General features: G+C 70.2%; 21 protein-coding genes and 1 pseudogene. 9 read left to right on the top strand and 13 right to left on the bottom strand.

Features of this window, described 5'->3' with window-relative positions; all coding sequences use genetic code 11:
* The 7 genes from ABDW35_RS09345 to ABDW35_RS09315 all read right to left on the bottom strand — a co-directional run.
* Positions 1-759: hypothetical protein (locus tag ABDW35_RS09345; protein WP_343713585.1), on the bottom strand; the 759-nt coding region annotated here is incomplete at its 3' end.
* A 67-nt stretch (positions 760-826) separates the two neighbouring features.
* On the bottom strand, positions 827-1,840 hold the full coding sequence (locus ABDW35_RS09340; protein WP_343713584.1) for a spore coat U domain-containing protein: 1,014 nt from the start codon (positions 1,838-1,840) through the stop codon (positions 827-829).
* Between the two features lie 27 nt (positions 1,841-1,867).
* Positions 1,868-2,881, bottom strand: a complete 1,014-nt coding sequence (locus tag ABDW35_RS09335) for a spore coat U domain-containing protein (protein WP_343713583.1) — start codon at positions 2,879-2,881, stop codon at positions 1,868-1,870.
* Positions 2,882-2,892: 11 nt separating this feature from the next.
* Positions 2,893-3,441, bottom strand: coding sequence for a spore coat U domain-containing protein (locus ABDW35_RS09330; protein WP_343713582.1), 549 nt, complete (start codon positions 3,439-3,441; stop codon positions 2,893-2,895).
* 14 nt (positions 3,442-3,455) lie between these two features.
* Positions 3,456-5,921, bottom strand: a complete 2,466-nt coding sequence (locus ABDW35_RS09325; protein WP_343713581.1) for a fimbria/pilus outer membrane usher protein — start codon at positions 5,919-5,921, stop codon at positions 3,456-3,458.
* A complete protein-coding gene (locus tag ABDW35_RS09320) occupies positions 5,884-6,606 on the bottom strand; it encodes a molecular chaperone (protein ID WP_343713580.1) in 723 nt (240 codons plus the stop codon). Before ABDW35_RS09320 ends, ABDW35_RS09325 begins: the two co-directional genes overlap by 38 nt.
* A 23-nt stretch (positions 6,607-6,629) precedes the next feature.
* Positions 6,630-7,178: a spore coat U domain-containing protein gene (locus ABDW35_RS09315; protein ID WP_343713579.1), complete on the bottom strand. Its 549-nt coding sequence runs from the start codon at positions 7,176-7,178 to the stop codon at positions 6,630-6,632.
* Between the two features lie 344 nt (positions 7,179-7,522).
* Here ABDW35_RS09315 and ABDW35_RS09310 point away from each other — a divergent pair, with 344 nt between their 5' ends.
* From ABDW35_RS09310 to ABDW35_RS09300, 3 genes and pseudogenes are all read left to right on the top strand, one after another.
* A complete protein-coding gene (locus ABDW35_RS09310; protein ID WP_343713578.1) occupies positions 7,523-8,167 on the top strand; it encodes a trimeric intracellular cation channel family protein in 645 nt (214 codons plus the stop codon).
* 16 nt (positions 8,168-8,183) lie between these two features.
* A pseudogene (locus tag ABDW35_RS09305) lies at positions 8,184-8,804 on the top strand (UdgX family uracil-DNA binding protein); the annotation flags it as partial.
* 45 nt (positions 8,805-8,849) lie between these two features.
* On the top strand, positions 8,850-9,059 hold the full coding sequence (locus tag ABDW35_RS09300) for a dodecin (RefSeq protein WP_343713577.1): 210 nt from the start codon (positions 8,850-8,852) through the stop codon (positions 9,057-9,059).
* Between the two features lie 2 nt (positions 9,060-9,061).
* Here the strand turns inward: ABDW35_RS09300 and pseG are convergent, their stop codons facing one another.
* On the bottom strand, positions 9,062-10,105 hold the full coding sequence (pseG, locus tag ABDW35_RS09295; RefSeq protein WP_343713576.1) for a UDP-2,4-diacetamido-2,4,6-trideoxy-beta-L-altropyranose hydrolase: 1,044 nt from the start codon (positions 10,103-10,105) through the stop codon (positions 9,062-9,064).
* Positions 10,089-10,412, bottom strand: coding sequence for a cupin domain-containing protein (locus ABDW35_RS09290; protein WP_343713575.1), 324 nt, complete (start codon positions 10,410-10,412; stop codon positions 10,089-10,091). Before ABDW35_RS09290 ends, pseG begins: the two co-directional genes overlap by 17 nt.
* A gap of 121 nt (positions 10,413-10,533) precedes the next feature.
* On the opposite strand from ABDW35_RS09290, the gene ABDW35_RS09285 reads away from it, so the two are divergent.
* From ABDW35_RS09285 to ABDW35_RS09275, 3 genes are read left to right on the top strand one after another with little or no spacing between them, the layout of a single operon-like run.
* Positions 10,534-11,451: a substrate-binding domain-containing protein gene (locus ABDW35_RS09285; RefSeq protein ID WP_343713574.1), complete on the top strand. Its 918-nt coding sequence runs from the start codon at positions 10,534-10,536 to the stop codon at positions 11,449-11,451.
* A gap of 27 nt (positions 11,452-11,478) precedes the next feature.
* Positions 11,479-12,420 (top strand): ABC transporter permease, encoded by a 942-nt coding sequence (locus tag ABDW35_RS09280; protein WP_343713573.1) that lies wholly within the window; start codon positions 11,479-11,481, stop codon positions 12,418-12,420.
* Positions 12,417-13,865 (top strand): FGGY family carbohydrate kinase, encoded by a 1,449-nt coding sequence (locus ABDW35_RS09275; protein ID WP_343713572.1) that lies wholly within the window; start codon positions 12,417-12,419, stop codon positions 13,863-13,865. The genes ABDW35_RS09280 and ABDW35_RS09275 overlap by 4 nt, the downstream gene beginning before the upstream one ends.
* A gap of 52 nt (positions 13,866-13,917) precedes the next feature.
* Here ABDW35_RS09275 and ABDW35_RS09270 read toward each other — a convergent pair whose 3' ends face one another.
* From ABDW35_RS09270 to ABDW35_RS09260, 3 genes are all read right to left on the bottom strand, one after another.
* A complete protein-coding gene (locus ABDW35_RS09270) occupies positions 13,918-15,948 on the bottom strand; it encodes a calcium-binding protein (protein WP_343713571.1) in 2,031 nt (676 codons plus the stop codon).
* A gap of 487 nt (positions 15,949-16,435) precedes the next feature.
* Positions 16,436-16,897: an OsmC family protein gene (locus ABDW35_RS09265; RefSeq protein ID WP_343713570.1), complete on the bottom strand. Its 462-nt coding sequence runs from the start codon at positions 16,895-16,897 to the stop codon at positions 16,436-16,438.
* Positions 16,894-17,526 (bottom strand): GntR family transcriptional regulator, encoded by a 633-nt coding sequence (locus ABDW35_RS09260; protein WP_343713569.1) that lies wholly within the window; start codon positions 17,524-17,526, stop codon positions 16,894-16,896. Before ABDW35_RS09260 ends, ABDW35_RS09265 begins: the two co-directional genes overlap by 4 nt.
* 150 nt (positions 17,527-17,676) lie before the next feature.
* Between ABDW35_RS09260 and ABDW35_RS09255 the strand changes: the two genes are divergently transcribed.
* The 3 genes from ABDW35_RS09255 to ABDW35_RS09245 all read left to right on the top strand — a co-directional run bounded on the left by ABDW35_RS09255 (position 17,677) and on the right by ABDW35_RS09245 (position 21,543).
* Positions 17,677-19,131 (top strand): phospholipase D-like domain-containing protein, encoded by a 1,455-nt coding sequence (locus ABDW35_RS09255; protein ID WP_343713568.1) that lies wholly within the window; start codon positions 17,677-17,679, stop codon positions 19,129-19,131.
* 82 nt (positions 19,132-19,213) lie between these two features.
* Entirely contained in the window at positions 19,214-19,810 is a 597-nt protein-coding gene (locus ABDW35_RS09250) for a DUF2585 domain-containing protein (protein ID WP_343713567.1), read from the top strand.
* Between the two features lie 14 nt (positions 19,811-19,824).
* On the top strand, positions 19,825-21,543 hold the full coding sequence (locus ABDW35_RS09245; RefSeq protein WP_343713566.1) for an ABC transporter ATP-binding protein: 1,719 nt from the start codon (positions 19,825-19,827) through the stop codon (positions 21,541-21,543).
* Positions 21,544-21,562: 19 nt separating this feature from the next.
* On the opposite strand, the gene ABDW35_RS09240 is transcribed toward ABDW35_RS09245, so the two are convergent.
* Positions 21,563-22,359: alpha/beta hydrolase (locus ABDW35_RS09240; protein ID WP_343713565.1), on the bottom strand; the 797-nt coding region annotated here is incomplete at its 5' end.

Genomic DNA, 22,359 nt, shown 5'->3' with positions numbered 1-22,359 from the left:
GGTGGAATAGGGCACGTAGATCAGCCCGCACAGCTCGCTGACCGACACGCCGCCGCGGCCGGCCAGCCGGCTGCGGTGAAGATACATCAGGATCTGGACGTATTCGACGCTGGCGAACTCGTCGCCCAGCGCGCCGGACAGCGACTTGATGATGGCGAGCGAGGCGTCGACCAGGGCAACCGGGCTGTCAATCATCGTGGCGCCTCCACCGCCGGCGGGGGTCATGTCGATCGGGTCGTCGTGATGCAGGCTCAGCATCTCGGCATGCTGGGCCAGGATGTCGTGGCTGAGGTCGGCCATGCGGTCGATCGTGGAGTCCAGCCGGCCGATCTTGCGGCGGAAGCCGGCCATGAAGGCGAGGTTGCGCCGGACCAGCATGCGGATGGCGGCATCACCGAGGCCGTCGTCATAGACGACATGGCCGACCAGGTCGAAGGCGAGGTCGCTGGCGCCGAGCAGGCCGCGGTCGCCGACCACGAGCAGCTTGCGCGGGCCGCGCAGCGCGCCGAGGACGCGGCGGGCGAAGGCGACGTCCACGGGCCTGGGCAGCGAGCTGAAGCAGACCAGCACCAGCTCCGGCTCCAGCGAGCGGATCTGGGGCATGTAGTCGCTGGCGATCGGCAGCTCGAACAGGTCGGCGAAGGGACGGATCTCGCCGCGCAGGAGGTCGAGGTCCTGCGGCCGGGCGCCGTACAGCACCGCGAGCTTGAGCCTGCCTTTCGCGGCGGTGCCGGTGGTGCCGTCAGTGTGATCGCCCATGGAAACCGTCCGTGTCTGTTTTCATGGTCCTCATGCCGGGTCGCCCGGCGGCTGCCGGATCCGGCCGTCAGAAGGTTGCGGTGACGACGACCAGGTCGGTGTAGGTGCCGGCGGCCGGGGCCACGGCCAGCGGGGTGGCGAGCTGGGCGCAGACCTGGTGGTTGTTGATCAGGTTCACCGTGGTCCCGGTGCCGGCCAGCGGCGACACGGTGGTCCAGGCGATGTTGCAGCCGGGCTGGAACAGCGCATAGGCCAGGTAGTCGGTGCCCTTCCGCATCCGCCGGGTGCCGCCGCTGACGTTCTGGCCGTCGCCGATGGTGATGGTGTAGGGCGTCTGATAGGTGCAGCGGATGCCGACATTGCCGAACTGCCGCACGCCGGTCGAGCTGGCCTGGGCCGCGGCGACCGAGCCCCAGGACCCGAAATCGACGTCCTGGAAGTTCTCGAACTGGCAGTTCGTCGGCACCACCGCGGTCACGGTGAAGTTGGTGACGATCGTGCCCGTCGGGCTGGAGAGGCCACCCTCGCAGCTGGCATTGCCCGGGTTGAACAGGTACTTGGTGACGAGCTGGTAGCTGCTGGCATAGGTGCCGGGCCGCACCCGGTCCTGCTGCTGCCGGTCGAGAAAGCTCAGGGTCAGCGTGTTGGTGCCGTTGATGTTGGTGCCGGAAGCGCTGCCGGGGCTGCTCCCGAAATACAGGAGGATGCCGCCGGTCGAGACGCTGCCGCCGCCGTCACGGGCAAAGAGGCGGTTGAAGTTCTCCCTCAGCTGCCAGCCCAGCCGGGAATCGGTGTCCTTGGTCAGATAGTAGGTGTAGTCGGTCGGGCCGATCTGGTTCCCGGTCGCGCGGATATAGGAGCAGAGCCGCACGCTGGTGAAGGCCGCGCGATTGTTGCAGTTGTAGCTGAGCTGCACCCCGCTGACCGTCGCCCCGGTGTTCGGCACGATATCGACGGTGACCGAGCCGAAGCTCGGCGGGGTGGTCACGCTGCAGGTCTGGGCCTGCGCGCCCGCCGGCGCGAACAGCAGCACGAGGGCGGCGATCGGGGCGAGGAGGAACAGACGGAACGGCGTGGTCATGACAAGGGCTTTCGGCAGGGCGGCGCGTCAGAAGGTGGCCGTCACGATCACGAGATCGGTGTAGGTGCCGGCGGCGGGGGCCGAGGCCAGCGGCGTGATCAGCCGGCCGCAGACCGCGTGCGTGTTGGTGTTGTTGACCGTGTTGCCGGTGCCCTGAAGCGGTGAGGCCGTGGTCCAGGGGATGGTGCAGCCGGGCTGGTACAGCTGGTACGCGAGGAGATTGGCGCCGCTCTTCATCTGCCGGATACCGGCGCTGGCGTTCTGGCCATCGCCGATGGTGATGCTGTAGGGCGTCTGGTAGGTGCAGCGGATCTCGACCTTGCCTGTCGCCTGCACGCCGCCGGCCCCCGAGCTCGCCGCCGCGATCGCCCCCCAGCTGCCGAAATCGACATCCCCGAGGCTCTCGAACTGGCATTTCGTCGGCACGAAGGCCGAGACGGTGAAGGTGTTGGTCAAGGTCCCGGCGCCGGTCGGGTTCGCGCACCAGCTCTCGATCGAAGTCCCGGCCGGCGGCGCCCCGTACAGCGTCTTCAGCGTGAAGGTGTTGCTGTAGGGGGTGAGGGGGGCCGGAGAGCTGGCGCGTACCCGGTCCTGCTGCTGCCGGTCGAGGAAGCGCAGGGTCAGGTTCAGCGGTCCGACACAGCGGCCGGTGAAGTTGGAGCAGCCGCCGCCGGCCGTGGCGCCGGATGTGCCGTAGCGCTGGACCAGCCGGCCTGCCGTGGAGCCGGCCGTCTTCTCCAGGGTCCAGGCCAGCCGCGAATCGCCGGTGGCGGTGAGGTAGTAAGAGGAGTTGTCGCGCACCGTGGTCGCGGCCGGATCGATGTACCAGCAGAAGTACTGGTTGCGCTCACCGAAGCCGGACGAGCAGTCCTGGTTGACCGTCACCGTGGCCGTGGCGCTGCCCACATTGTTGCCGACGATGTCGACCGTGGTGGTGCCCGGCGTCGTCACTGAGGCGGTGCAGGTGATGGCCGATGCATCGTTGGCGGCAAACAGAGCCGCGGCGGCGATGGAGACGGCCAGGGTGAGGCGCGGGAGCATCGGCATCAGCGTCAATAGGCGACGGTGAAGCGGACCGGGCCGCGGTCGCCGACGGCATCGCCCGCCGCCGGCGCCGTGGCGCGGCCGTACAAGGGAACGGTGACCGGTTCGCCGGTGCCGCTGCCGGGGACGGTGTCGATGCCGGCCCGGTCGCCCCAGACGCTCTGGCGCCCGGGGTCGCTGTACAGCCGGTAGGGCAGGACGGGCACGCCGCCGCCGACGTCGAGGGCCAGCAGATAGGGCAGGCCCTTGGTGCAGTCGATGTCGACACTCCCGGTGCCGTCGACGACCCGACTGCCCCCCGCCGGGGCCGGGAAGGTCAGGACCGCGCCCCGATCGACGCTGCAGGCGGTCTCGATCGTGATCGTGATGTGCAGCGTCGACACGCCGCGGGTCCGCGGGCCGGCGGTGCCCGGCGCGTTGTCGCCGGGCAGCGAGCCGAGGCCGACGGTCGGCCTCGGCGCTTCCTGGGCCTGGGCCGGCCGCAGCCAGGCCCAGTTGGCCGCGAGGACCAGGGCGACGGCGGTGCCGGCGATGGCGACGAGATGCGAGGAGCGCATGGGGTCCTCCTCTCTCAGCGGCAGGGGACGGGCCCGATCTCGGGCTGGGCGCCCGGGACCGGCTGGTAGTCGAAGCCGGCGCGGCAGGTGCCGGCAGCCTCGGGCAGGATGACGGTGACGCCGTTCCGGCCGGACAGGCCGGTCAGGTAGGTGCGGCCGTCATAACCGGTGACGGTGGCCTGGTCGGTGCCGTCGAGCTGCACCACCGCGCCGACCGGCAGCGGCTTGCCGTCCGGCCCGGTCAGGCTGACCACGGCGGCATCGACCTTCTTCACCCCGAAATCGACCACCGCGCCGGAGCGGTCGGCCGGCACCACCACGGTCTGGGTCTCGTCCGGCTGCAGGTCGAGCGCCAGGTTGGCCGGGTCGATCGAGATCGTGTTGTTCTGGTACGACTGCAGGTACGGCACGAAGGCGCGGCCGCCGGAATTGGTGGTGGCGACCCGGCGGTTGTTGAGCGAGACCTCGACATTCGGGCCGCCGGCCTTGACCACGGCGAAGGCGTCGTCGACCCGGTTGGCCAGGAACACGCCGCCGCCGGCGGCGACGATCGAGCCCTCGACCGTGCCGGTGACGCGGCCCATGTCGCCCGACTGCTCGAGCGAGCCGGCGAGATAGGCGACCGCGGTGCGGTAGTTGACCGCGGCGCTGCGGTTGCCGGTGCCGTCGACCGTCTCCTGGTCGCGGACCGACCAGCCGAGCGAGCCTTCCTCGAGCCGGGCCGACTTGGTCAGGCTGGTGTCGAAGCTGGTGCGGTTGCCGGTGCGCGAGACATTGGCCGAGCCGGTCATGTCGCCGCCCAGCGGGATGGTGACGCCGGCGAAGACGCCGTAATTGCTGCGGTCGTCGAAATCGCCATAGCCGGTGACGTAGACCGATACGTCGTCGAACACCGTGCGCGACCAGGAGGCGGTCAGGATCGAGCTGTCGCCGTCCCGGCCGGCGCCGCGGATGCGCGAGAAGCCGAGGCTGAGCGAGGACGGGTCGAAGCCCAGCGGGAAGGACAGGCCGGTGCGCAGGATCTCGCGGGCGCGGGATGAGATGGGCGCGTCGTTGCCGTGGCGGCGGTCGACCACCAGCCCGACATCGTTGTAGTCGCCGAGCATGCGGTCGGCGCCGGCGTAGAAGGAGTAGCCGTTGCGCGAGACCTGGTAGAAGGCGGAGACCTTGCCGCCGGTCTCGTCGCCATCCTTGGCGCCGTACTGGCTGGCGGCGGCCGAGGCGTTGATCGCGCCGTAGGGGCCGAGGCTGGTGACGATGCCGGCGCCGCCGTTGAACAGGCCGCGGGTGGCCTCGAAATGGCCCTCCAGCGTGGCCCAGTCGGTCAGGCCGTAGCGGATGCTGGCCGACCCGGCCAGGCTGCGGTCATATTTGAACGAGCTGTCGCCGTAGCCGAGGCGGACGAAGCCGAGCTCGACCGAGAAATCGAAGAAGTCCTCGCGCAGCATGTCGGGCGCGAAGAAATAGGAGCGCTGGGTGACGATCTCGCGGCCGAGCGCGTCCTTCATGACGATGCGGGCGTCGCCGCCGCCGCCGAGGAAGGGCAGGCCGGTGAAGTCGAAGGGGCCGGCCGGGACCTCGCCCGAGAACACCCGGATGTTGTTCAGGTACAGGTCGAGGGTGGAGGGCACCGAGGCGGTGCCGGCCAGGTTCGGCACCGGGGAGGTGACGAGGTCCGGGCGGATGTCGAAGTTGCGTTTGAACTGCAGGCCGCCGAAGCGGTAGGACGAGGTCCAGGACAGCGAGCCGGAGATGCTGTCGCCGGCCTGGTAGACCAGCAGGTTCTCCGGGTCGGTGTAGCGCCAGGCGCTGTCGAGGCGGATGAAGCCGTTGCTCTCGTCGTCGAAATTGTCGAAGTCGTTGACCCGGGCCAGCGCCGTGGTCGAGACGATGCCATAGGGCATCAGCAGCCGGGCGTCGAAGCTGCCGCTGAGGGTGTTGGTGGTGCTGCCGCCGCTGCTCCAGTCGTACTGGGACGTGCCGTACAGCGTGTAGTTCATCAGGAAGCCGAGATCCGAGCGCACGGCGGACAGATCGACCGGCCGCGACCCGGCGCCGACATCGACGCTGGTCGGCACGCGGGCGTCGTCGGGCGCCGTGAACACGACCGTCTGCTTCGGCTCGTCATAGCGCCAGGTGACGCCGGCCAGGCTGTCGAGCGGGACGAGGCCGTCGCCGTTCACCGCGCCGATGCCCGGTTTGATGCCGGCGGTCGACAGGTCGCCCGGCGTGGCCGCCAGCCTGCCGTCGGGCAGGCGCTTGAAGGTGGCCAGCGTGCCGGTCGAGCGGTCGTTGACGACGACGCCGAGAAGCAGGTCCTGGTTCGGGTCCAGCCCGCCGGGCGGCAGCGCGTCCGGCGGGGGTACGTCCTGGGCGATCGCCGGCATGGTGGTGCCGGCGACGCCGAGGGCGATGAGCAGGCACCAGGAGGCGACGCGCGACTTATCTGCCGGCGACCGTCGCCGTCTGGTTGACTGCATAGTCGTCCCCCTTGGCGGTAATGCTGACGCTGCTGCCCGGCTGGATGCGCTGGGCCCCGGCATTGGCGGTCCAGCGCTTGGTGCTGCCCGGCAGCACATAGCCGTTCAGCCCCTCCCCGAAGGAGACGCGGCCGCCGGGCGACGCGACCGTCAGGTTGGCGATCTTGGCGTGGCGGTCGCCGCTGTTGGTGGCCTCGACCACCAGGCTGCCGCCCTCACGCCGCACGTCCCAGCGCAGCTCGGCGCCGGCGGCGCGATCGGCGAAGAACACCGGGATCGAGTAGCGGACGACGAGGTTCACCGAATCCGCCGGGCGGCGGACATTGACCTCCGGCAACTCGTCGATCAGCAGGCGATAGGTCTGCTCGCCGCTGGCGACGGGGGCTCCGGTGCGGGCGACGCGGATGGTGTAGGTGGTGCCCGGCTGCAGCGAGGCGGCCGGCGGGCTGGCGACCACGTCCGTGGCCGGGGCCAGCTGGTCGTCGCCGCCGCTCTGGGTCCATTTGAAAACGCGAACCTGGACGTTGACCGGCCGGTCGCCATTGTTGCGGAGGTTGACGGCAGACGCCTGGGCCGGCGCGGTCAGGTCGACGGAGACGGGCGACACCTGGAGGGATGCCGCCCGGCCGTCGGTTGCAAAGACCAGCCCAGGGACCACCGCGAGAAGCGCAAGAAAGCGGCGCATCAGGGGTGTCCTCGGGTCGGCTGTCAGTAGGTGACGGTGATCGTGACGGTGTCGTTGTAGACGCCGGCCGACGGGGTGGTCTGCGGCGGGACGCGGCCGAAGACCTGGGTGCTCTGCACCGTGCCGTCGGCGGTCTTCGAGACGACGTTGCCGCCGGCGCCGGTGGTGTTGCCCCAGACGGTGGTCCGGGCCGAGTCCTGGTACAGCTGGTAGGACACGAACTCGGTGCCGTTCTTCATCCGGCGGGTGTTGACGTCGCCCGGCGCCGACGGGTTCAGGCCGGCGTTGAGGCCGATCTGGTAGGCGGTGCCGTTGGTGCACTGGACCTGGACCGAGCCGGTGCCGCTGGTCGCGGTCTGGCCGTCCACATTGGCGTTCAGGATGCCCTTGCTGCCGAAGTCGAGCACGGCGTCGCCGGCACCCGTGCCGCCGGTGCCGGCGTTGACCTGGCATTCCTTGGTGATGGTGATCTTGACCTGCAGGTTGCCGGTCGCGGTGGCGGCGTCCGCCACGGTCGAGAGCCCAGCCACGGCAAACGCCGCCGCGGCGAGGATCGGGGTAACAGCCTTCATCATCCTCTCCAAACCCATGTTATCAGGCCGGGCTTCTCAATTGCCCGGTTCAGCCCGCACCCCCCTTCCCTGGCTTCCATGCCCGCGGGCGAGTCGTGCGCTCTGACGCGTAAGTCAAAAGCGGGCCCGGTCCCCCTGAGCCCGCTTTCGAACCGATTTGTATCAAATTTTAGATAATTTGGATCAACAGGAGCAAGAGCAATCTTTCCCAATTTTGGGAAGATCTGTGTCCTGGCTTGAAATCCCCGGAGAATCAAGGAGATATGGCATCGCAGCAATGGACGCCGCGCCGCCCCCGGGTAGGATGATAGGGGCGGGGTCCGTCCGAATCGGCAGGGGGCGGGATGCAGGGGCAGGTTGGGATCTGGCTGGACTGGGTCGGCGTGGCCGTCTTCGCGCTGACCGGCGCCCTGGTGGCGGCCCGCCGCCAGGCCGACCCGGTCGGCTTCATTATTCTGGCCACCGCCACCGGGATCGGCGGCGGCACCCTGCGCGACCTGCTGCTCGGCATCGGGCCGGTGTTCTGGATCGCCGATCCGGTCGACCTGGTGATCTGCGTCGCCGTGGCCCTGGCCGTGTTCTTCGGCCATCCGACCATCGCCGGCCAGGGTCGGCGGCGGCGGGTGATCGTCTGGGCCGACGCGGTCGGCATGGCGCTGTTCGCGGTGACCGGGGCGGGGCGGGCGGTGGATGCCGGGGCGCCGGCGGTCTCGGCCATCGTGCTCGGCGCCATGACCGCCACCTTCGGCGGCATCATCCGCGACGTCATCATCGGCCAGGTGACGCTGATCGTCAGTGGCGAGATCTACGTCACCGCCGCCGTGCTGGGCGCGACCGTCTATGTGACGATCCGGACGCTCACCGGCGACGCGCTGCTGGCCGCCTGCCTCGGCGCGGCAGCGGCCTTCGGCCTGCGGGCGCTGGCGCTCGGCCTCGGCTGGTCGCTGCCGCGCTTCCCGCCCTCACCGCCCGACTCGACCGCCGGCTGACCGTCCGGAACCGGCCCCGCGGCGGGACCGTTCCCCAGGCATGGAGTCCTTGCAGGATCTGGCGGCCGAGGCGCGGGGCTGCACGCGCTGCCCCTTGTACAAGGCGGCGACGCAGACCGTGTTCGGCGAAGGCCCGGCCGATGCCGCCATCGTCTTCGTCGGCGAGCAGCCCGGCGACCAGGAAGACCAGCAGGGGCGGCCCTTCGTCGGCCCGGCGGGGCGGATCTTCGACAAGGCGCTGGCCGAGGCCGGCATTCCGCGCGACCGCGCCTACATCACCAATGCCGTCAAGCACTTTAAATTCGCGCCGCGCGGCAAGCGCCGCCTGCACAAGAAGCCGAACGCCTTCGAGATCGACCGCTGCAAATGGTGGCTCGACCGCGAGCTGGCGCTGATCCGGCCGCGCCTGACCGTCGCGCTGGGCGCCACCGCGGCGCGGGCGCTGACGGGCCGGCCGCTGGCGGTCGGCGAGAACCGCGGCCGGCTGTTCGACCTGGCGCCGGACCTGCCGGGGCTGGTCACGGTGCATCCGTCCTCGCTGCTGCGGGTGCCGGACCCGCAGGCGAAGCGCTTGGCCTATGCCGCCTTCGTGAAGGATTTGGCCGTTGCCGCCGATGCGCTCACACTCACGGGGTGAACCGGCGGCACCCGCGACCGTCCGGACCGAAGGAGGAGAACGACCATGGGCCACACCTACGCCATCACCGAACTCGCCGGCTCGTCGGAGAAGGGCCTCGAGGACGCGATCCAGACCGCCATCTCCACCGCGTCGAAGACGCTGCGCAACCTCGACTGGTTCGAGGTGAAGGAGATCCGCGGCCACCTCAAGGACGGCAAGGTGGGACACTACCAGGTCGTGCTGCGCGTCGGCTTCCGCTACGACGAGAAGTAGCCTCACCCGCCCAGCAGGAGAGCGGCCACCCGCCCCGCGCCCAGCCCGTCGCACAGGCCGGCGGAGGCGCGGGACAGGCGGCGCAGCCCGTCCGCATCGCCCAGGAAGGCGGCGATCGCGGCCCGCAGCGCGGCATCGTCCAGCGCCGCCGCGTCGCCGGCCAGCGCGACGATGCCGGATGCGGCCAGCGCCAGCGCGGTCGGACGCTGGTTGTCGGCCAGGGTGACGGCCAGGGTCGGCAGGCCAAGGCAGCAGCGCTCCCACGAGCTGCTGCCCATCGCCCCGATCGCCGCGTCGGCCTGCACCATCGCCCGCGCCATGTCGTCCAGCCCGACATGGCAGCGGAAGCGTGGATCGGCATCGGCGAGCGCCCGCACCCGGCCGATGCTGGGCGCCGCCGGCCCCAGCACGACCTCGGCGCGGGTGAAGCCCGGAATCGTCGCCAGGGCGGCGCAGACCCGGCCGGTGATGCCGCCGACATCGGTCAGGCCCAGCGACACCAGGATCGTCTCCGGCCGGCCCATCTGCCGGCGCCGCTCCAGCGCCGCCGGCCGGCGCGCCGCAAAATCCGGACGCAGCAGGGCATAGTCCAGGCCGACCAGCCGCCGGCAGCCGGGCGGCACCAGCCCGTCATAGACGGACGCGGCGGTCCCGAAATTCTGGTTCAGCAGCAGGTCGCAGCGATGCGGCGCTGCCGCGAGGTCGTCGATCACCAGCAGCCGGCGCGTGGCGGCGGCGAAAACCTGTTCCTGCGGCGCGGTCCAGCTGTAGAGGTCGCAGACCGCCGCGTCGGCGCCGTCCGGCCAGGCTGCCCGGACCGCCGCCATCGCCGCGTCGGGATCCGGCCCGACCACGCGGCAATCGGCGCCGGCCAGGGCCGGGACCACGGCCCGGGCGTCCTCGTTCACCAGGAACAGGCACTCCGCGCCGCGATCCGCCAGCGCTCCGGCCAGGGACAGGCAGCGCATGGCATGGCCGCCGCCGATCGGGCCCGACGCGTCCAGCCGGAAGGCGACGTGAGGCCTGCGCTCAGACGGTCCAGCCATCGAGGGCGCCCGGCCGCTTGATCTCGATCTCGACGAAGGCGATCGGGTGCGGCGAGCCGTTCATCACGTCGTGGCGGATGCCGGCGGGGCGCATATAGGACTGGCCCTCGGCCAGCGGCACGTCGGCCTCGGCCTCGCCATTGTGGATCCGCAGCGTGCCGGCGCGCAGCATGATCACGAAATAGGGATAGCCGTGCTGGTGCCAGCCGGTGGCGGCGCCCGGCTCGAAGTCCCAGCGCGTGATCCGGACGGTGTCGTCGTCCTGCTGCACGGTCGGTACCGCCCGCAGTGCGTTCTGAAAGCCCATGATCTGCTCCGACTCAGCCGGCGCCACAGTGCGGGCTGGGTCCGCCGCAGGCAAGCGGCACGGTCGTTGTCAGCCCCGGGCGGAGGGGTTAGACAGGCGGAAACGCAGGAGGGGGCGGACGATGCGGGGATGGATCGGGGCGATGGCCTCGGCGGTCATGATCGGAATGGCCGTTCCGGCCGCGGCCGAGACGGTGTCGGTGCTGACGCCCTATCTCTCCGCCGTCGCCACCGGCGAGATGGTGGAGACCTTCAAGGCCGATGCCGAGAAGCGCGGCTGGACCGTCTCGGTGGTCGACACCGCCGGCGATTTCGGCGCCCTGGCCAGCCGGGTCGAGGACGTGGTCAACGCCCGCGCCGGCGCCATCGTGCTTGTGTCGATCAACCCGGCGCAGATCCAGGACCAGGTCGGCAAGGCCGCGGCGGCCGGCATCCCGGTCTTCGCCATCGACGGCGCGACCGGGCCGAGGGTGACGCTGAACGTGACCTCGGACAACCACGCCCTCGGCAAGGCCATGACCGACTTCCTGTTCGGCCGGCTGGGCGGCAAGGGCACGATCGCCCGGTTCTTCCACTCGGCCCATCCCGGCGTGCATCAGCGCGAGATCGCGCTGGACGAGGCGCTGCAGGCCACGCCGGGCATCCGCCAGGTGGCCGACCACTACGTCCAGGTGCCGGGCCAGATCGACGACAGCCGCAACGCCATGGAGGCGATGCTGGCGGCCAACCCGGCGCCGGGCGCGATCGATGCGGTGTGGGCGGCCTGGGACGAGCCGGGCATCGGCGCCCTGCTGGCGCTGCAGGCAGCCGGCCGCAGCGACATCATCATCGCCGGCATCGACGGCAACCCGCAGGCGGTCGACCTGATCCGGCAATGCACGCCCTTCATCGCCACGGTGCGGCAGAACTTCGCCGAGATGGCGACGATCACGGCCGGGCAGATGGCCAAGGTCTTCGCCGGCGGCAAGCCCGACGCGGCCGAGCTCTACGCCCCCGGCACGCTGGTCACCCGCGACAGCCTGGGCGTGACCTGCCCGTGAGCTGCCGGCCTTTCCGGATGATGCCCTGTGGCTGAGGCCCGGCTGGTCGAGCGTTTCGGCACGCCGGCGGCGCTGGCCGCGATCGTGCTGGGCTTCGCCCTGGCCCGGCCGGACGCCTTCGCCACCGCCGCCAACCTGCTGAACGTCACCCAGCAGATGGCGATCCTGGCGATCATCGCCGCCGCGGCGACCCTGGTCATGGTGATCGGGGAATTCGACCTGTCGGTCGGCTTCATCGCCTCGCTGGCCGGGGTGCTGGTGGTCAAGCTGCTGGCCGCCGGCGTCGGCATCGCGCCGTCGATCCTGCTGACGCTGCTGGCCTGCGCCGGCATCGGGGCGCTGAACGGGCTGGTGGTGCACGGCCTCAGGGCACCGTCCTTCATCGCCACGCTGGCGCTCGGCACCATCGCCTCCGGCCTGGCCTATTGGCTGTCCGGCGGGGCCAGCCTGTTCCAGGGCATCCCGCCGGGCTTCACCGCCCTGGCGCGGACGCCGCTCGGTCCCGTGCCGGTGCTGACGCTGTGGATGCTGGCGGTGCTGCTGGCCGCCGGTGGCATGCTGGCCCTGACGGTGTTCGGCCGGCGGCTGATCGCGATCGGCAGCAACCGCGAGGCGGCGCGCCTGTCCGGCGTGCCGATCGGCCGGCCGGTGGTCGTGGTCTTCGCCCTGTCCGCTGCGCTGTCCGGCCTGGCCGGGGTGCTGCTGGCGGCGCGGCTGGGCAGCGTCCAGCACACCATGGGCGAGAGCCTGCTGCTGCCGGCCTACGCCGCCGTCTTCCTCGGCATGACCGCGTTCCGCGGCGGCCGGCCCAACGTGCTGGGCACCGCGGTCGGCGTCGCCATCATCGCGGTGCTGGCGAACGGGCTGACCATCCTCAACGTCGATCCCTTCTTCCAGAAGATGGTCACCGGCGCGATCATCATCGCCGCGGTGATGTTGCGCCGCTTCGGCATGGCGGCGGCGCGATGAGCATCCTTCTGGTCTTCGATCTCGGCACCACGGCGCTGAAGCTGGTGGCCTTCGGCGAGGATGGCCGGCCGGCCGGTCAGGTCGAGGCCCGCCACCCGACCCGGTCGACGCCCGGCGGCGGGCAGGAGCAGGATCCGGAGGATTGGTGGACCGCCGCCGTCACCGCCTGCGCCGCCCTGCCGGCGGCGATGCGCGACTCGGTGCGGGCGGTCGCCCTGGTCGGCACCATGGAGAACCTGGTGCCGATCGATGCCGAGGGCCGCCCGGTGCGGCCGGCCCTGCTGTACAGCGACGGCCGCAGCGGCGCGACCTTCGTGCCGGTCCGCGACCGGCTGCTGGCGGCGGGCGCCCCGCTTGTGCTGGGCAACGCGCCCGGGCCGCTGAACACGGTCGCCAAGCTGCGCTGGCTGCAGCAGGTGGAGCCCGAGGCGGCGCGGCGGGTCGCCACCATCCTGCCCGGGGCCAAGGACTATCTGGCGCTGCGCCTGACCGGGCGGATCGCCACCGATCCCGCGGCCGGCACCACGGTCGGGCTGATGGACATCGCCCGGCGCGAATGGTCGGTGCCGCTGGTCGACGCCGTCGGCCTCGACCCCGCTTTGCTGCCGCCGATCCTGCCGGCCGATGCGGTGATCGGGGAGCTGCTGGGCCCGGCGGCGCGGGCGCTGGGCCTGCCTCTGGGCTGCCCGGTGGTGAATGGCTGCGGCGACGCCGCGGCCTCGACCATCGGCGCGGCGGCGGACGGCCAGCTACATGTCTATCTCGGCACCAGCGGCTGGGTCGCGCGCAGCGGGCCGCTCGACCCTGCGGCGCTGCCGCGGCCCTTCACCACCCTGGCGCATCCGCGCGCCGGCTGGGCGATCGAGATCGCGCCGCTGTTGACCGCCGGCGACGCCGCCGGCTGGTTCGGCCGGATCGCCGGTGCCGAGCTCGTGGTGCTGGACGCCGAGGCGGAGGCCGCCGATGCGGCGCCGCCGGAGACGCTGTTCCTGCCCTATCTCAAGGGCGAGCGGTCGCCCTTCGTCGACCTGGCGCTGCGCGGCGCCCTGCTGGACCTCGATATCGCCCAGGGCCGTGGTGCCCTGCATTATGCGGTGCTGGAGGGGGTGGCGCTGGCGCTGCGCAACAATCTCGACGCGATGGCGGCGCGGCCGGGGCCGATCCGGCTGACCGGCGGCGGCGGCGCCAGCCGTGTCTGGCCGCAGCTGATCGCCGATGCCACCGGCCGGGTGGTGGAATGCGCCGACCTGCCGACCGCGACCACGGCGATGGGCGGCTACCGCATCGCCGCCGCGGCGCTGGGCTGGCCGGCGCCGCCGGACGGCGTGGCCGCTATCCACGAGCCGCGCCGGGGCCGGGCGGCGCGGGCGGAGCGCCGCCTCGCCCGCTTCCGCCAGGCCACCGAGGAGGCGCGGCGGCGCGCGGCCGAGGGATCGGACGCATAAAAAAGGGCCGCCCCGAAGGGCGGCCCCGAACACGCGATGCTTTCTGATCCGCTTACAGCACGAAGTCGCCGGCGGTGAAGGTGATCGAGCCCGCGGCGCTGATGATCAGGTCCGCATGGCCGTCGCCGTTGACGTCACCCTCGATCAGGGTGCCGGCCGCGGTGATCTCGAACCGCAGCTGCCCCGCCACGTTGCTGAAGGCGGACGAGCCGATGAAGCTGAACGCCTGATCGCCGGCGGTGCTGGTGTTCGCGTCGATGCCCGACAGGTCGATCTTGTCGCCCTGGTCCTGGCCGAAGTCATGGATCAGGTCGACACCGGTGACGCTGTTGCTGTCGGCGGTCGAGGTGTAGACGAACTTGTCGGCACCGGCATCGCCGATCAGCTCATCGACGCCGCCGCCGCCCTTCAGGACATCGTCACCGGCATAGCCGCGGAGGATGTTCTTGCCGGCATCACCGGTCAGCGTGTCGTTGAACTGCGAGCCGCCGATATTCTCGATGTCGATCAGCAGGTCGCCCTGGGCGTGGCCGCCGAAGCCCTGGCCGGTGACCAGGTTCACCGTCACGCCGGCATTGCTCTCGAAGTAGTAGGCGGTGTCGGTGCCGGCGCCGCCATTGAGGGTGTCCGCACCGGCGCCACCGCGCAGGTCGTCGCTGCCGGCGCCGGCATTGATGACGTCATTGCCGCCGCCGCCGCGGAGGTCGTTGTAGCCGGCATTGCCGGTCAGGGTGTCGGCGAAGCTGGAGCCGATGACCTTCTCGATGCTGGTCAGGGTGTCGCCCTGCGCGTCGCCGCCGATGCCGGTGCCGGTGGACAGGTCGACATTCACCGCCGCCGACGAGGTCTCGTAGCTGGCCGTGTCGATGCCGGCGCCGCCGTTCAGCGCATCCGCCCCGGCGCCGCCGATCAGGATGTCGGCGCCGTCGCCACCGTTGAGGATGTCGTTCCCGGCCAGGCCGGAGAGGGAATTGGCCTGGAAGTCGCCGGTGATGACGTCGTTGAAGGACGAGCCGACGACATTCTCGACATTGGTGATCGAGTCGCCCGAGGCCTCGCCGCCGGTGTTGATGTTGGTGGCCAGGTTGACCGTCACCGCCGCGGTGGAGTTCGAGTAGTAGACGGTGTCGATGCCGCTGCCGCCGTCGATGGTGTCGGCGCCGAGGCCGCCGACGATGGCATCGTTGCCGCCGGCACCGATCAGGATATCATTCCCACGGTAGCCGTTCAGGACGTTGGCGCCGTCATCGCCGGTCAGCTTGTCGTCGAAGGTGCTGCCGGTGAGATTCTCGATGCCGGTCAGGATGTCGCCGGAGGCATGGCCGCCGGTGTTGATGCCCGTGGTCAGGTTGACGGTCACGCCGGCATTCGAGTTCGAGTAGTTGGCGGTGTCGTTGCCGGTGCCGCCGTCGATCGTGTCCTTGCCGGCGCCGCCGGTGATGACGTCGTCGCCCGCGCCGCCGGTCAGCACGTTGTCGGCAGCGCTGCCGATGATGACGTCGTTGAAGCGCGAGCCGACCACGTTCTCGATGTTCAGCAGGACATCGCCCTCGGCATCGCCGCGGGTGCCGACGCCGTTGATCAGGTCGATGCTCACGCCCGAGCCCGACTCGCTGTAGTTCACGGTGTCGATGCCCGTGCCGCCATCCATCCGGTCGGCCCCGGCGCCACCGATGAGCAGGTCGTTGCCGGCGCCACCGTTGAGGGTGTCGTTGCCCGCCAGGCCGGCCAGGGTGTTGGCGGTGGCGTCGCCGGTGAGGGTGTCGGCAAAGGCCGAGCCGACCACGTTCTCGAAGCCGATGCTGACCAGGTCGCCGGTGGCGTCGCCGCCGCTGTTCAGGCTGATCAGGCCAAGCAGGCCGGGCGTGAGATCGACGTTCACCGCCGCCGGCGAGCTCTCATAGCTCAGCGTGTCGATGCCGTCGCCGCCGCTCAGCACGTCGGCGCCACCCTTGCCTTCGATGACGTCGTTGCCGTCACCGCCGCTCAGGACGTCGATGATGTTGCCGCCGGTCAGCACCTGATCCTTGCTGTCGTCGAGGTTGATGCCCAGCAGCCCCAGGAGTTCCAATGACAAGGCCATATTCGTTCTCCGCTATCGCATGTTCAGTATCGGTCCCGGCGCTGCCGGCACACGGCGTCGCTCTCGACCTACGATCACAAAATCGTCGTTTACAAACAACTTAAAGGATCATGACAAGCAGGGCGACTCCTCTTGATGCAAAAAATATCGATAAGATTTTCCATTATGAAATTTCGGTGAATCGGCATAATATTTCTTTATAAAGAAATAATGTTGCTGCCCTGTTGCAGATGGTTTCGGGACCATTCGAAACTGGATAAAAATTTCCGGGTTGGGAGTTGATTCATTATCGTCGGTGAATGGAGAGCGTTCTGAAGCTGTAAAATGGTCGATGCTTTGTAAGCAAATTGCGCTTTTGCCGAAGGATGTTTCCTTTAATTGCTGTCACCGCATAGGTGCCATGCGTTTCCTGCATATATCCGCCTGGCTGAGGCTCGGCCCGGGCCTGTCCCATCCCGGGCCGAATCGCTGATGCGGTCCGGACGCGTCAGGCCAACCGGGTGTCGATCGTGGTCCGCACCGAATTGGCCAGGAAGCATTGCTCATGCGCGGCGTGGTGCATAGCCTCCTCCACGGCCCGGTCGGGCGCCGGGCCGGCATAGGCCACGCGCGGGTTCAGCACCACGCGCGTGACGGCCAGCCGGCCGTCGCCGTTCTTCTCCATCACCCCCTCGGCGGTGTCGCTGTAGTGGTCGACGACGAATCGGCGCTTGGCCGCGATCGACAGGAAGGTCAGCATGTGGCAGCTGGCCAGGGCGGCGACATAGGCCTCCTCCGGATCGACCGGCTCCTCGGCCGAGAAAGGCAGCGGCACGACATGCGGCGAGGCCGAGGCCGGCAGCTCGACGCCGCCGTCGAAGCGCCAGAGATGTACCCGGCTGTAGCGGCCGTCGGTGAAGGCGATGTCCGGCGGGCGCTGCCACAGCACGGTGGCCTGATAGTGGCTCATAAGGTGTCTCCCGGTTGCAGGTCGGCCGGTTGCAGGTTGGCGGCCGCCCGCAGATGGGCGGCCAGGGCGGCGGTCGCGGTGGCGGCGTCGCCGTCGCGGCAGGCCGCCAGGATGGCCTCGTGCTGTGCCGCCATCGCGGCGCGGAAGGCCGAGCCCGGCGGCTGCAGGGTGTAGGACCGCCGGCCCTCGCGGCGCAGCGAATCGATCAGGCGCAGCATCCTGGCATTGCCGCAGGCGGCGTACAGGGCGGCGTGGAAGGCGACGTCCAGTTCCTCGATCGCCGCCGGATCCTCTTCCTCGGCCAGGTCCTCGGCCAGGCGCGCGGCGCGGCGCAGCTCCTTGGGCGCCAGCCGGGGCAGGGACAGGCGCAGCGCCTCGCCCTCGACTAGGATGCGCAAAGCGGCCAGCTCCCGGCCTTCCTCGGCCGACAGTCCGGCGACGGCCAGGCTGCGGTCGGACCGGCGCACCACCAGCCCCTCGGCCAGCAGCCGGTCCAGCGCCTGCCGCACCGGCTGGCGGCTGACGCGGAACCGGTCCGCCAAACTCTCCTGGCGCAGCACGGTGTCGGGCGGCAGCAGGCGGGCTTCGATGTCCTGCCGCAGGGCATCGGCGATCGAATTTGGATCCATGGATCCAAATTACAGCGGGATCGAGGCCGCATCAACCCGTCGCGGAGCGGATCGACCGGCGCCGTATGACGGTTATGCTGCAGGGGTAGCCCCGCCGGCCTTGCCGGGCGCCGGCGCTGCTGGCAGGGGATGGGGCGACGCATCTGGCGCATGGACGGTATGGACGCCTTCTGGACAATGTACTGGCCCGACATCGTGCTGGCGGCCAGCCTGGTGCTGGGCATCGCCGGCGCCATCCATGCGATCATGACCAAGGACGATGTCCGCGCCGCCTCCGGCTGGGTCGGCGTGATCGTGCTGAACCCGATCCTGGGCGCCCTGATCTATCTGGTGCTGGGCGTCAACCGGGTGCGGCGCGCCGCCATCGCCCGCCGGCGGCGCCGGTCCGGCGCCGGGATGGACGACCGGGAGACCAGCCCGGCGGTGGATGTGGCGGCGGCCTCGGCGCCGCAATTCGCCTCGCTGCAGCGGCTCGGCGACAAGGTCTCGCCCTTCCCGGTGACCGGCGGCAACCAGCTGCGCCTGTTGCGGGGCGGCGACGAGGCCTATCCGGCGATGCTGGAGGCGATCCGCGGCGCCCGGGCCTCGATCGCGCTGCAGAGCTACATCTTCGACAACGACCCGGTGGGGCGGGAGATCGCCGGCGCGCTGATCGACGCCGTGCGGCGCGGGGTCGAGGTGCGGGTGCTGATCGACGCCATCGGCGCCCGCTACTCGCGGCCGCAGATCGTCGGCCTGCTGCGCGAGGGCGGGGTCAGGACGGCCCGGTTCAACGGCAACGTCATCGGCCTGAAGCTGCCCTATGCCAATCTCCGCTGCCACCGCAAGCTGCTGGTGGTGGACGGCGAGACCGCCTTCACCGGCGGCATGAACATCCGGGCGCAGTTCGCCAGCGCCACTGCCGACGGGCCGCCTGCCCGCGACACCCATGCCCGGATCTGCGGCCCGATGGTGCAGAGCCTGCTGGCCGCCTTCGTCCAGGACTGGCGCTTCACCACCGGGCGCCGGCTGCACGGCAAGGCCTGGGAATCGGTGCCGCAGCCACAGCCCGAGCCGACGGTGCTGGCCCGGGCGGTGCTGTCCGGACCCGACCACAGCCTCGGCTCGAATCACAGCCTGGTGATGGGCGCGATCGCCGTGGCCCAGCGCTCGATCCGCATCTGCTCGCCCTATTTCCTGCCCGACCTGCCGCTGACCAGCGCCCTGGCCATCGCCGCCCAGCGCGGGGTCGAGGTCGACATCGTCATCCCCAGCCAGAACAACCTGGCGCTGGTCGACGCGGCGATGACGGCGCAGCTGGACCAGGTGCTGCGGCCCGGCTGCCGGGTGTGGCGGGCGACCGGCCCGTTCGACCATTCCAAGCTGATGGCGGTGGACGGCGCCTGGGCGCTGATCGGCTCCTCGAACCTCGATTCCCGCAGCCTGCGGCTCAATTTCGAGCTGGATGTCGAGATCTACGACCGCGATGTCGCCGGCGAGGTCGATGCCGCCATCCGCCAGCGCATCGCCTCGGCCTGGCCGGAGACACTGGCGACGCTGCGGGCCCGGCCGTTCCTGACCCGGCTGCGCGACCGGACGGTGTGGCTGGCCTCGCCGTATCTCTGATCCGCCGCCATGCCGAAAGCGGCGCGTCGTCCCGCCGTCTGCGAATGCTTCGCAGCGCTCCGGCCGTGCTAGGACTGCACGCATGGTGAACGGATCTTCCAAGGCGATGCGGGCGGCCGGGCCGGCGTGGCGCATATACCTGCTGCTCGGCCTCGGACTGGTGGCGGCGACGGCGGCGGTCCTGCTGGCGATGGGCCGGGTGCCGATCTGCACCTGCGGCACGGTCAAGCTCTGGGCGCCGGACGTGAACAGCGCCGACAACTCCCAGCACATCGCCGACTGGTACACGCCGTCGCACATCATCCACGGCTTCCTGTTCTTCGGGCTGACCTGGCTGTTCGCCCGGCGCCTGCCGCTTGGCGCCCGGGCGCTGATCGCCATTCTGGTCGAATGCGCCTGGGAGATTGCCGAGAACAGCCCGATGGTGATCGACCGCTATCGCGAGGCGACCATCGCGCTGGGCTACACCGGCGACAGCGTCATCAACTCGGTCTCCGACATCGCCTTCATGACGCTGGGCTTCGTCTTCGCCGCGCGGGCGCCGGTCTGGCTGACCATCGCCCTGGCGGTGTTCTTCGAGCTGCTGACCGGCTGGCTGATCCGCGACAACCTGACCCTGAACGTGCTGATGCTGCTGCACCCGGTCGATGCGATCCGGGTTTGGCAGGCCGGCGGCTGACCGCGAGACGACCGATGCTGAGACGCTTCTTCGCCTATTACCGGCCGCATCGCGGGCTGTTCCTGCTCGATTTCTGCTGCGCCATCATCTCCGGCCTGCTCGAGCTCGGCTTCCCGATCGCGGTCAAGCTGTTCGTCGACAGCCTGATGCCGAGCGGCGACTGGCCGCTGATCCTGCTGGCCGCCGCCGGCCTGCTGGCCATCTACGTCGCCAACACCGGCCTGATGGCGATCGTGACCTATTGGGGCCACATGCTCGGCATCAACATCGAGACCGAGATGCGGCGGAAGGCCTTCGACCATCTGCAGAAGCTGTCCTTCAGCTATTTCGACAACCAGAAGACCGGGCATCTGGTCGGCCGGCTGACCAAGGACCTGGAGGAGATCGGCGAGGTCGCGCATCACGGGCCGGAGGACCTGTTCATCGCGGTGATGACCTTCATCGGCGCCTTCGCGCTGATGCTGACGGTGCATCTCGAACTGGCGCTGATCACCGCGGCGATCGTGCCGCTGACCGCCTGGCTGACCAGCCGCTATGGCGGCCGCATGACCCGCAACTGGCAGGCGCTCTACAGCCGCGTCGGCAACTTCAACGTCCGGATCGAGGAGAATGTCGGCGGCATCCGCGTGGTGCAGGCCTTCGCCAATGAGGAGCATGAACGGCGGCTGTTCGCCGACGACAACCAGAACTACCGGCGCACCAAGCTGGACGCCTACCGGATCATGGCGGCCAGCACCTCGCTCAGCTATCTCAGCATGCGGCTGATCCAGATGACGGTGATGATCGCCGGCGCCTATTTCGTGCTGACCGGGCGGCTCAGCGAGGGCGGCTTCGTCGGCTTCCTGCTGCTGGTCAACGTGTTCTTCCGCCCGATCGACAAGATCAACTCGGTGATCGAGACCTATCCCAAGGGCATCGCCGGCTTCCGCCGCTATACCGAGCTCTTGGACACCGAGCCGGACATCGTCGACCGGCCGGGCGCGATCGATGTCCCGGCGCTGAAGGGCGACATCCGCTATGAAGGCGTCAGCTTCGGCTACAGCGACGGCACGCCGGTGCTGCGCGGCATCGACCTGGCGATCCGGGCGGGCGAGACCGTGGCCTTCGTCGGCCCGTCGGGCGCCGGCAAGACCACGATCTGCTCGCTGCTGCCGCGCTTCTACGAGGTCCAGGGCGGCCGCATCACGATCGACGGCATCGACATCCGCGACATGACCATGACCTCGCTGCGCCGGCAGATCGGCGTGGTGCAGCAGGACGTCTTCCTGTTCGCCGGCACGATCCGCGAGAACATCGCCTATGGCCGGCTGGGCGCGACCGAGGCCGAGATCATGGAGGCGGCGCGCCGCGCCCGGCTGGACGGCGTCGTCGCCGGCCTGCCGGACGGGCTGGACACGGTGATCGGCGAGCGCGGGGTGAAGCTGTCGGGCGGACAGAAGCAGCGCCTGGCGATCGCCCGCATGTTCCTGAAGAACCCGCCGATCCTGATCCTGGACGAGGCCACCTCGGCCCTGGACACGGAGACCGAGCGGGCGATCCAGCAGTCGCTGGCCGAGCTGTCGCAGGGCCGCACCACGCTGGTGATCGCCCACCGCCTGGCCACCATCCAGGACGCCGACCGGATCGTGGTGGTCGATGCCAGCGGCATCGCCGAGCAGGGCCGCCACCGCGACCTGGTCGCCGCCGGCGGCCTCTACCGCCGGCTGCACGACGCGCAGTACGGGATGCGCTGACCGATCGTTCGGTCAATCGCTATCCCGCGTCCGCCCAGCCCTTCACGGTCAGCACCGCCTCGGCGAACGCCTCCGGTGCCTCCTGCGGCAGGTTGTGGCCGATGCCCGGTCCGACCATCCGGTGCTCGTGCCGGGCGGTGAAGCGGCTGGCGTGATGGGCGGTGCCGCCGGGCGCCATCACCCCGTCGGCGTCGCCGTCCAGCGTGATCGTCGGCACCGTGATCGGCGGTTGCGCCGCCAGGCGGCGCTCCACCTCCGCCACCGCCGGATCGCCTTCGGCCAGGGCGTAGCGATGGCGGTAGGACTGGATCACGACCTCGACGAAGTCCGGATTGTCGAAGGACCCGGCGCTGCGCTCCCAGGTGGCGTCGTCGAAGCGCCATTCCGGCGACCACAGCCGCCACAGCAGGCGGCACAGCTCGCGCCGGTTTCGCTCCAGCCCCTTCCGGCCGCGCTCGCCGTGGAAATAGTACTGATACCAGTAGCGGAACTCGGCCTCGGGCGAGGCCGGCTCGCCCGATTTCGCGATGTCCTGGATGTTGTAGCCGTTGACCGAGACCAGGCCGCGCACCCGCTGCGGCCACAGCGCCGCGACGATGCAGGCGGCGCGGCCGCCCCAGTCATAGCCGCCCAGCACCGCCGATTCGATCTGCAGCGCGTCGAGGAGATCCAGCAGGTCCTGGCCCAGCGCCGCCTGCTCACCCGACCGCGGCGTGTCCGCCGACCGGAACCGAGTCGGGCCGTATCCCCGCAGATAGGGCACGATCACCCGGGCGCCCTGCGCCGCCAGGCGCGGCGCGACCTCGTCATAGCTGC

The sequence above is a fragment of the Inquilinus sp. genome (assembly GCF_039594555.1).
In the GTDB taxonomy this organism is placed as follows: Bacteria; Pseudomonadota; Alphaproteobacteria; order DSM-16000; family Inquilinaceae; genus Inquilinus.
This window is presented reverse-complemented; position numbering and strand designations above follow the sequence as displayed.

Coding starts and splice junctions, on each gene's coding strand:
- ABDW35_RS09340 (WP_343713584.1), bottom strand. CDS start 1,840: ATGACCACGCCGTTCCGTCTGTTCCTCCTCGCCCCGATCGCCGCCCTC.
- ABDW35_RS09335 (WP_343713583.1), bottom strand. CDS start 2,881: ATGCTCCCGCGCCTCACCCTGGCCGTCTCCATCGCCGCCGCGGCTCTG.
- ABDW35_RS09330 (WP_343713582.1), bottom strand. CDS start 3,441: ATGCGCTCCTCGCATCTCGTCGCCATCGCCGGCACCGCCGTCGCCCTG.
- ABDW35_RS09325 (WP_343713581.1), bottom strand. CDS start 5,921: ATGCAGTCAACCAGACGGCGACGGTCGCCGGCAGATAAGTCGCGCGTC.
- ABDW35_RS09320 (WP_343713580.1), bottom strand. CDS start 6,606: ATGCGCCGCTTTCTTGCGCTTCTCGCGGTGGTCCCTGGGCTGGTCTTT.
- ABDW35_RS09315 (WP_343713579.1), bottom strand. CDS start 7,178: ATGAAGGCTGTTACCCCGATCCTCGCCGCGGCGGCGTTTGCCGTGGCT.
- ABDW35_RS09310 (WP_343713578.1), top strand. CDS start 7,523: ATGCAGGGGCAGGTTGGGATCTGGCTGGACTGGGTCGGCGTGGCCGTC.
- ABDW35_RS09300 (WP_343713577.1), top strand. CDS start 8,850: ATGGGCCACACCTACGCCATCACCGAACTCGCCGGCTCGTCGGAGAAG.
- pseG (WP_343713576.1), bottom strand. CDS start 10,105: ATGGCTGGACCGTCTGAGCGCAGGCCTCACGTCGCCTTCCGGCTGGAC.
- ABDW35_RS09290 (WP_343713575.1), bottom strand. CDS start 10,412: ATGGGCTTTCAGAACGCACTGCGGGCGGTACCGACCGTGCAGCAGGAC.
- ABDW35_RS09285 (WP_343713574.1), top strand. CDS start 10,534: ATGCGGGGATGGATCGGGGCGATGGCCTCGGCGGTCATGATCGGAATG.
- ABDW35_RS09275 (WP_343713572.1), top strand. CDS start 12,417: ATGAGCATCCTTCTGGTCTTCGATCTCGGCACCACGGCGCTGAAGCTG.
- ABDW35_RS09270 (WP_343713571.1), bottom strand. CDS start 15,948: ATGGCCTTGTCATTGGAACTCCTGGGGCTGCTGGGCATCAACCTCGAC.
- ABDW35_RS09265 (WP_343713570.1), bottom strand. CDS start 16,897: ATGAGCCACTATCAGGCCACCGTGCTGTGGCAGCGCCCGCCGGACATC.
- ABDW35_RS09260 (WP_343713569.1), bottom strand. CDS start 17,526: ATGGATCCAAATTCGATCGCCGATGCCCTGCGGCAGGACATCGAAGCC.
- ABDW35_RS09255 (WP_343713568.1), top strand. CDS start 17,677: ATGGACGGTATGGACGCCTTCTGGACAATGTACTGGCCCGACATCGTG.
- ABDW35_RS09250 (WP_343713567.1), top strand. CDS start 19,214: ATGGTGAACGGATCTTCCAAGGCGATGCGGGCGGCCGGGCCGGCGTGG.
- ABDW35_RS09245 (WP_343713566.1), top strand. CDS start 19,825: ATGCTGAGACGCTTCTTCGCCTATTACCGGCCGCATCGCGGGCTGTTC.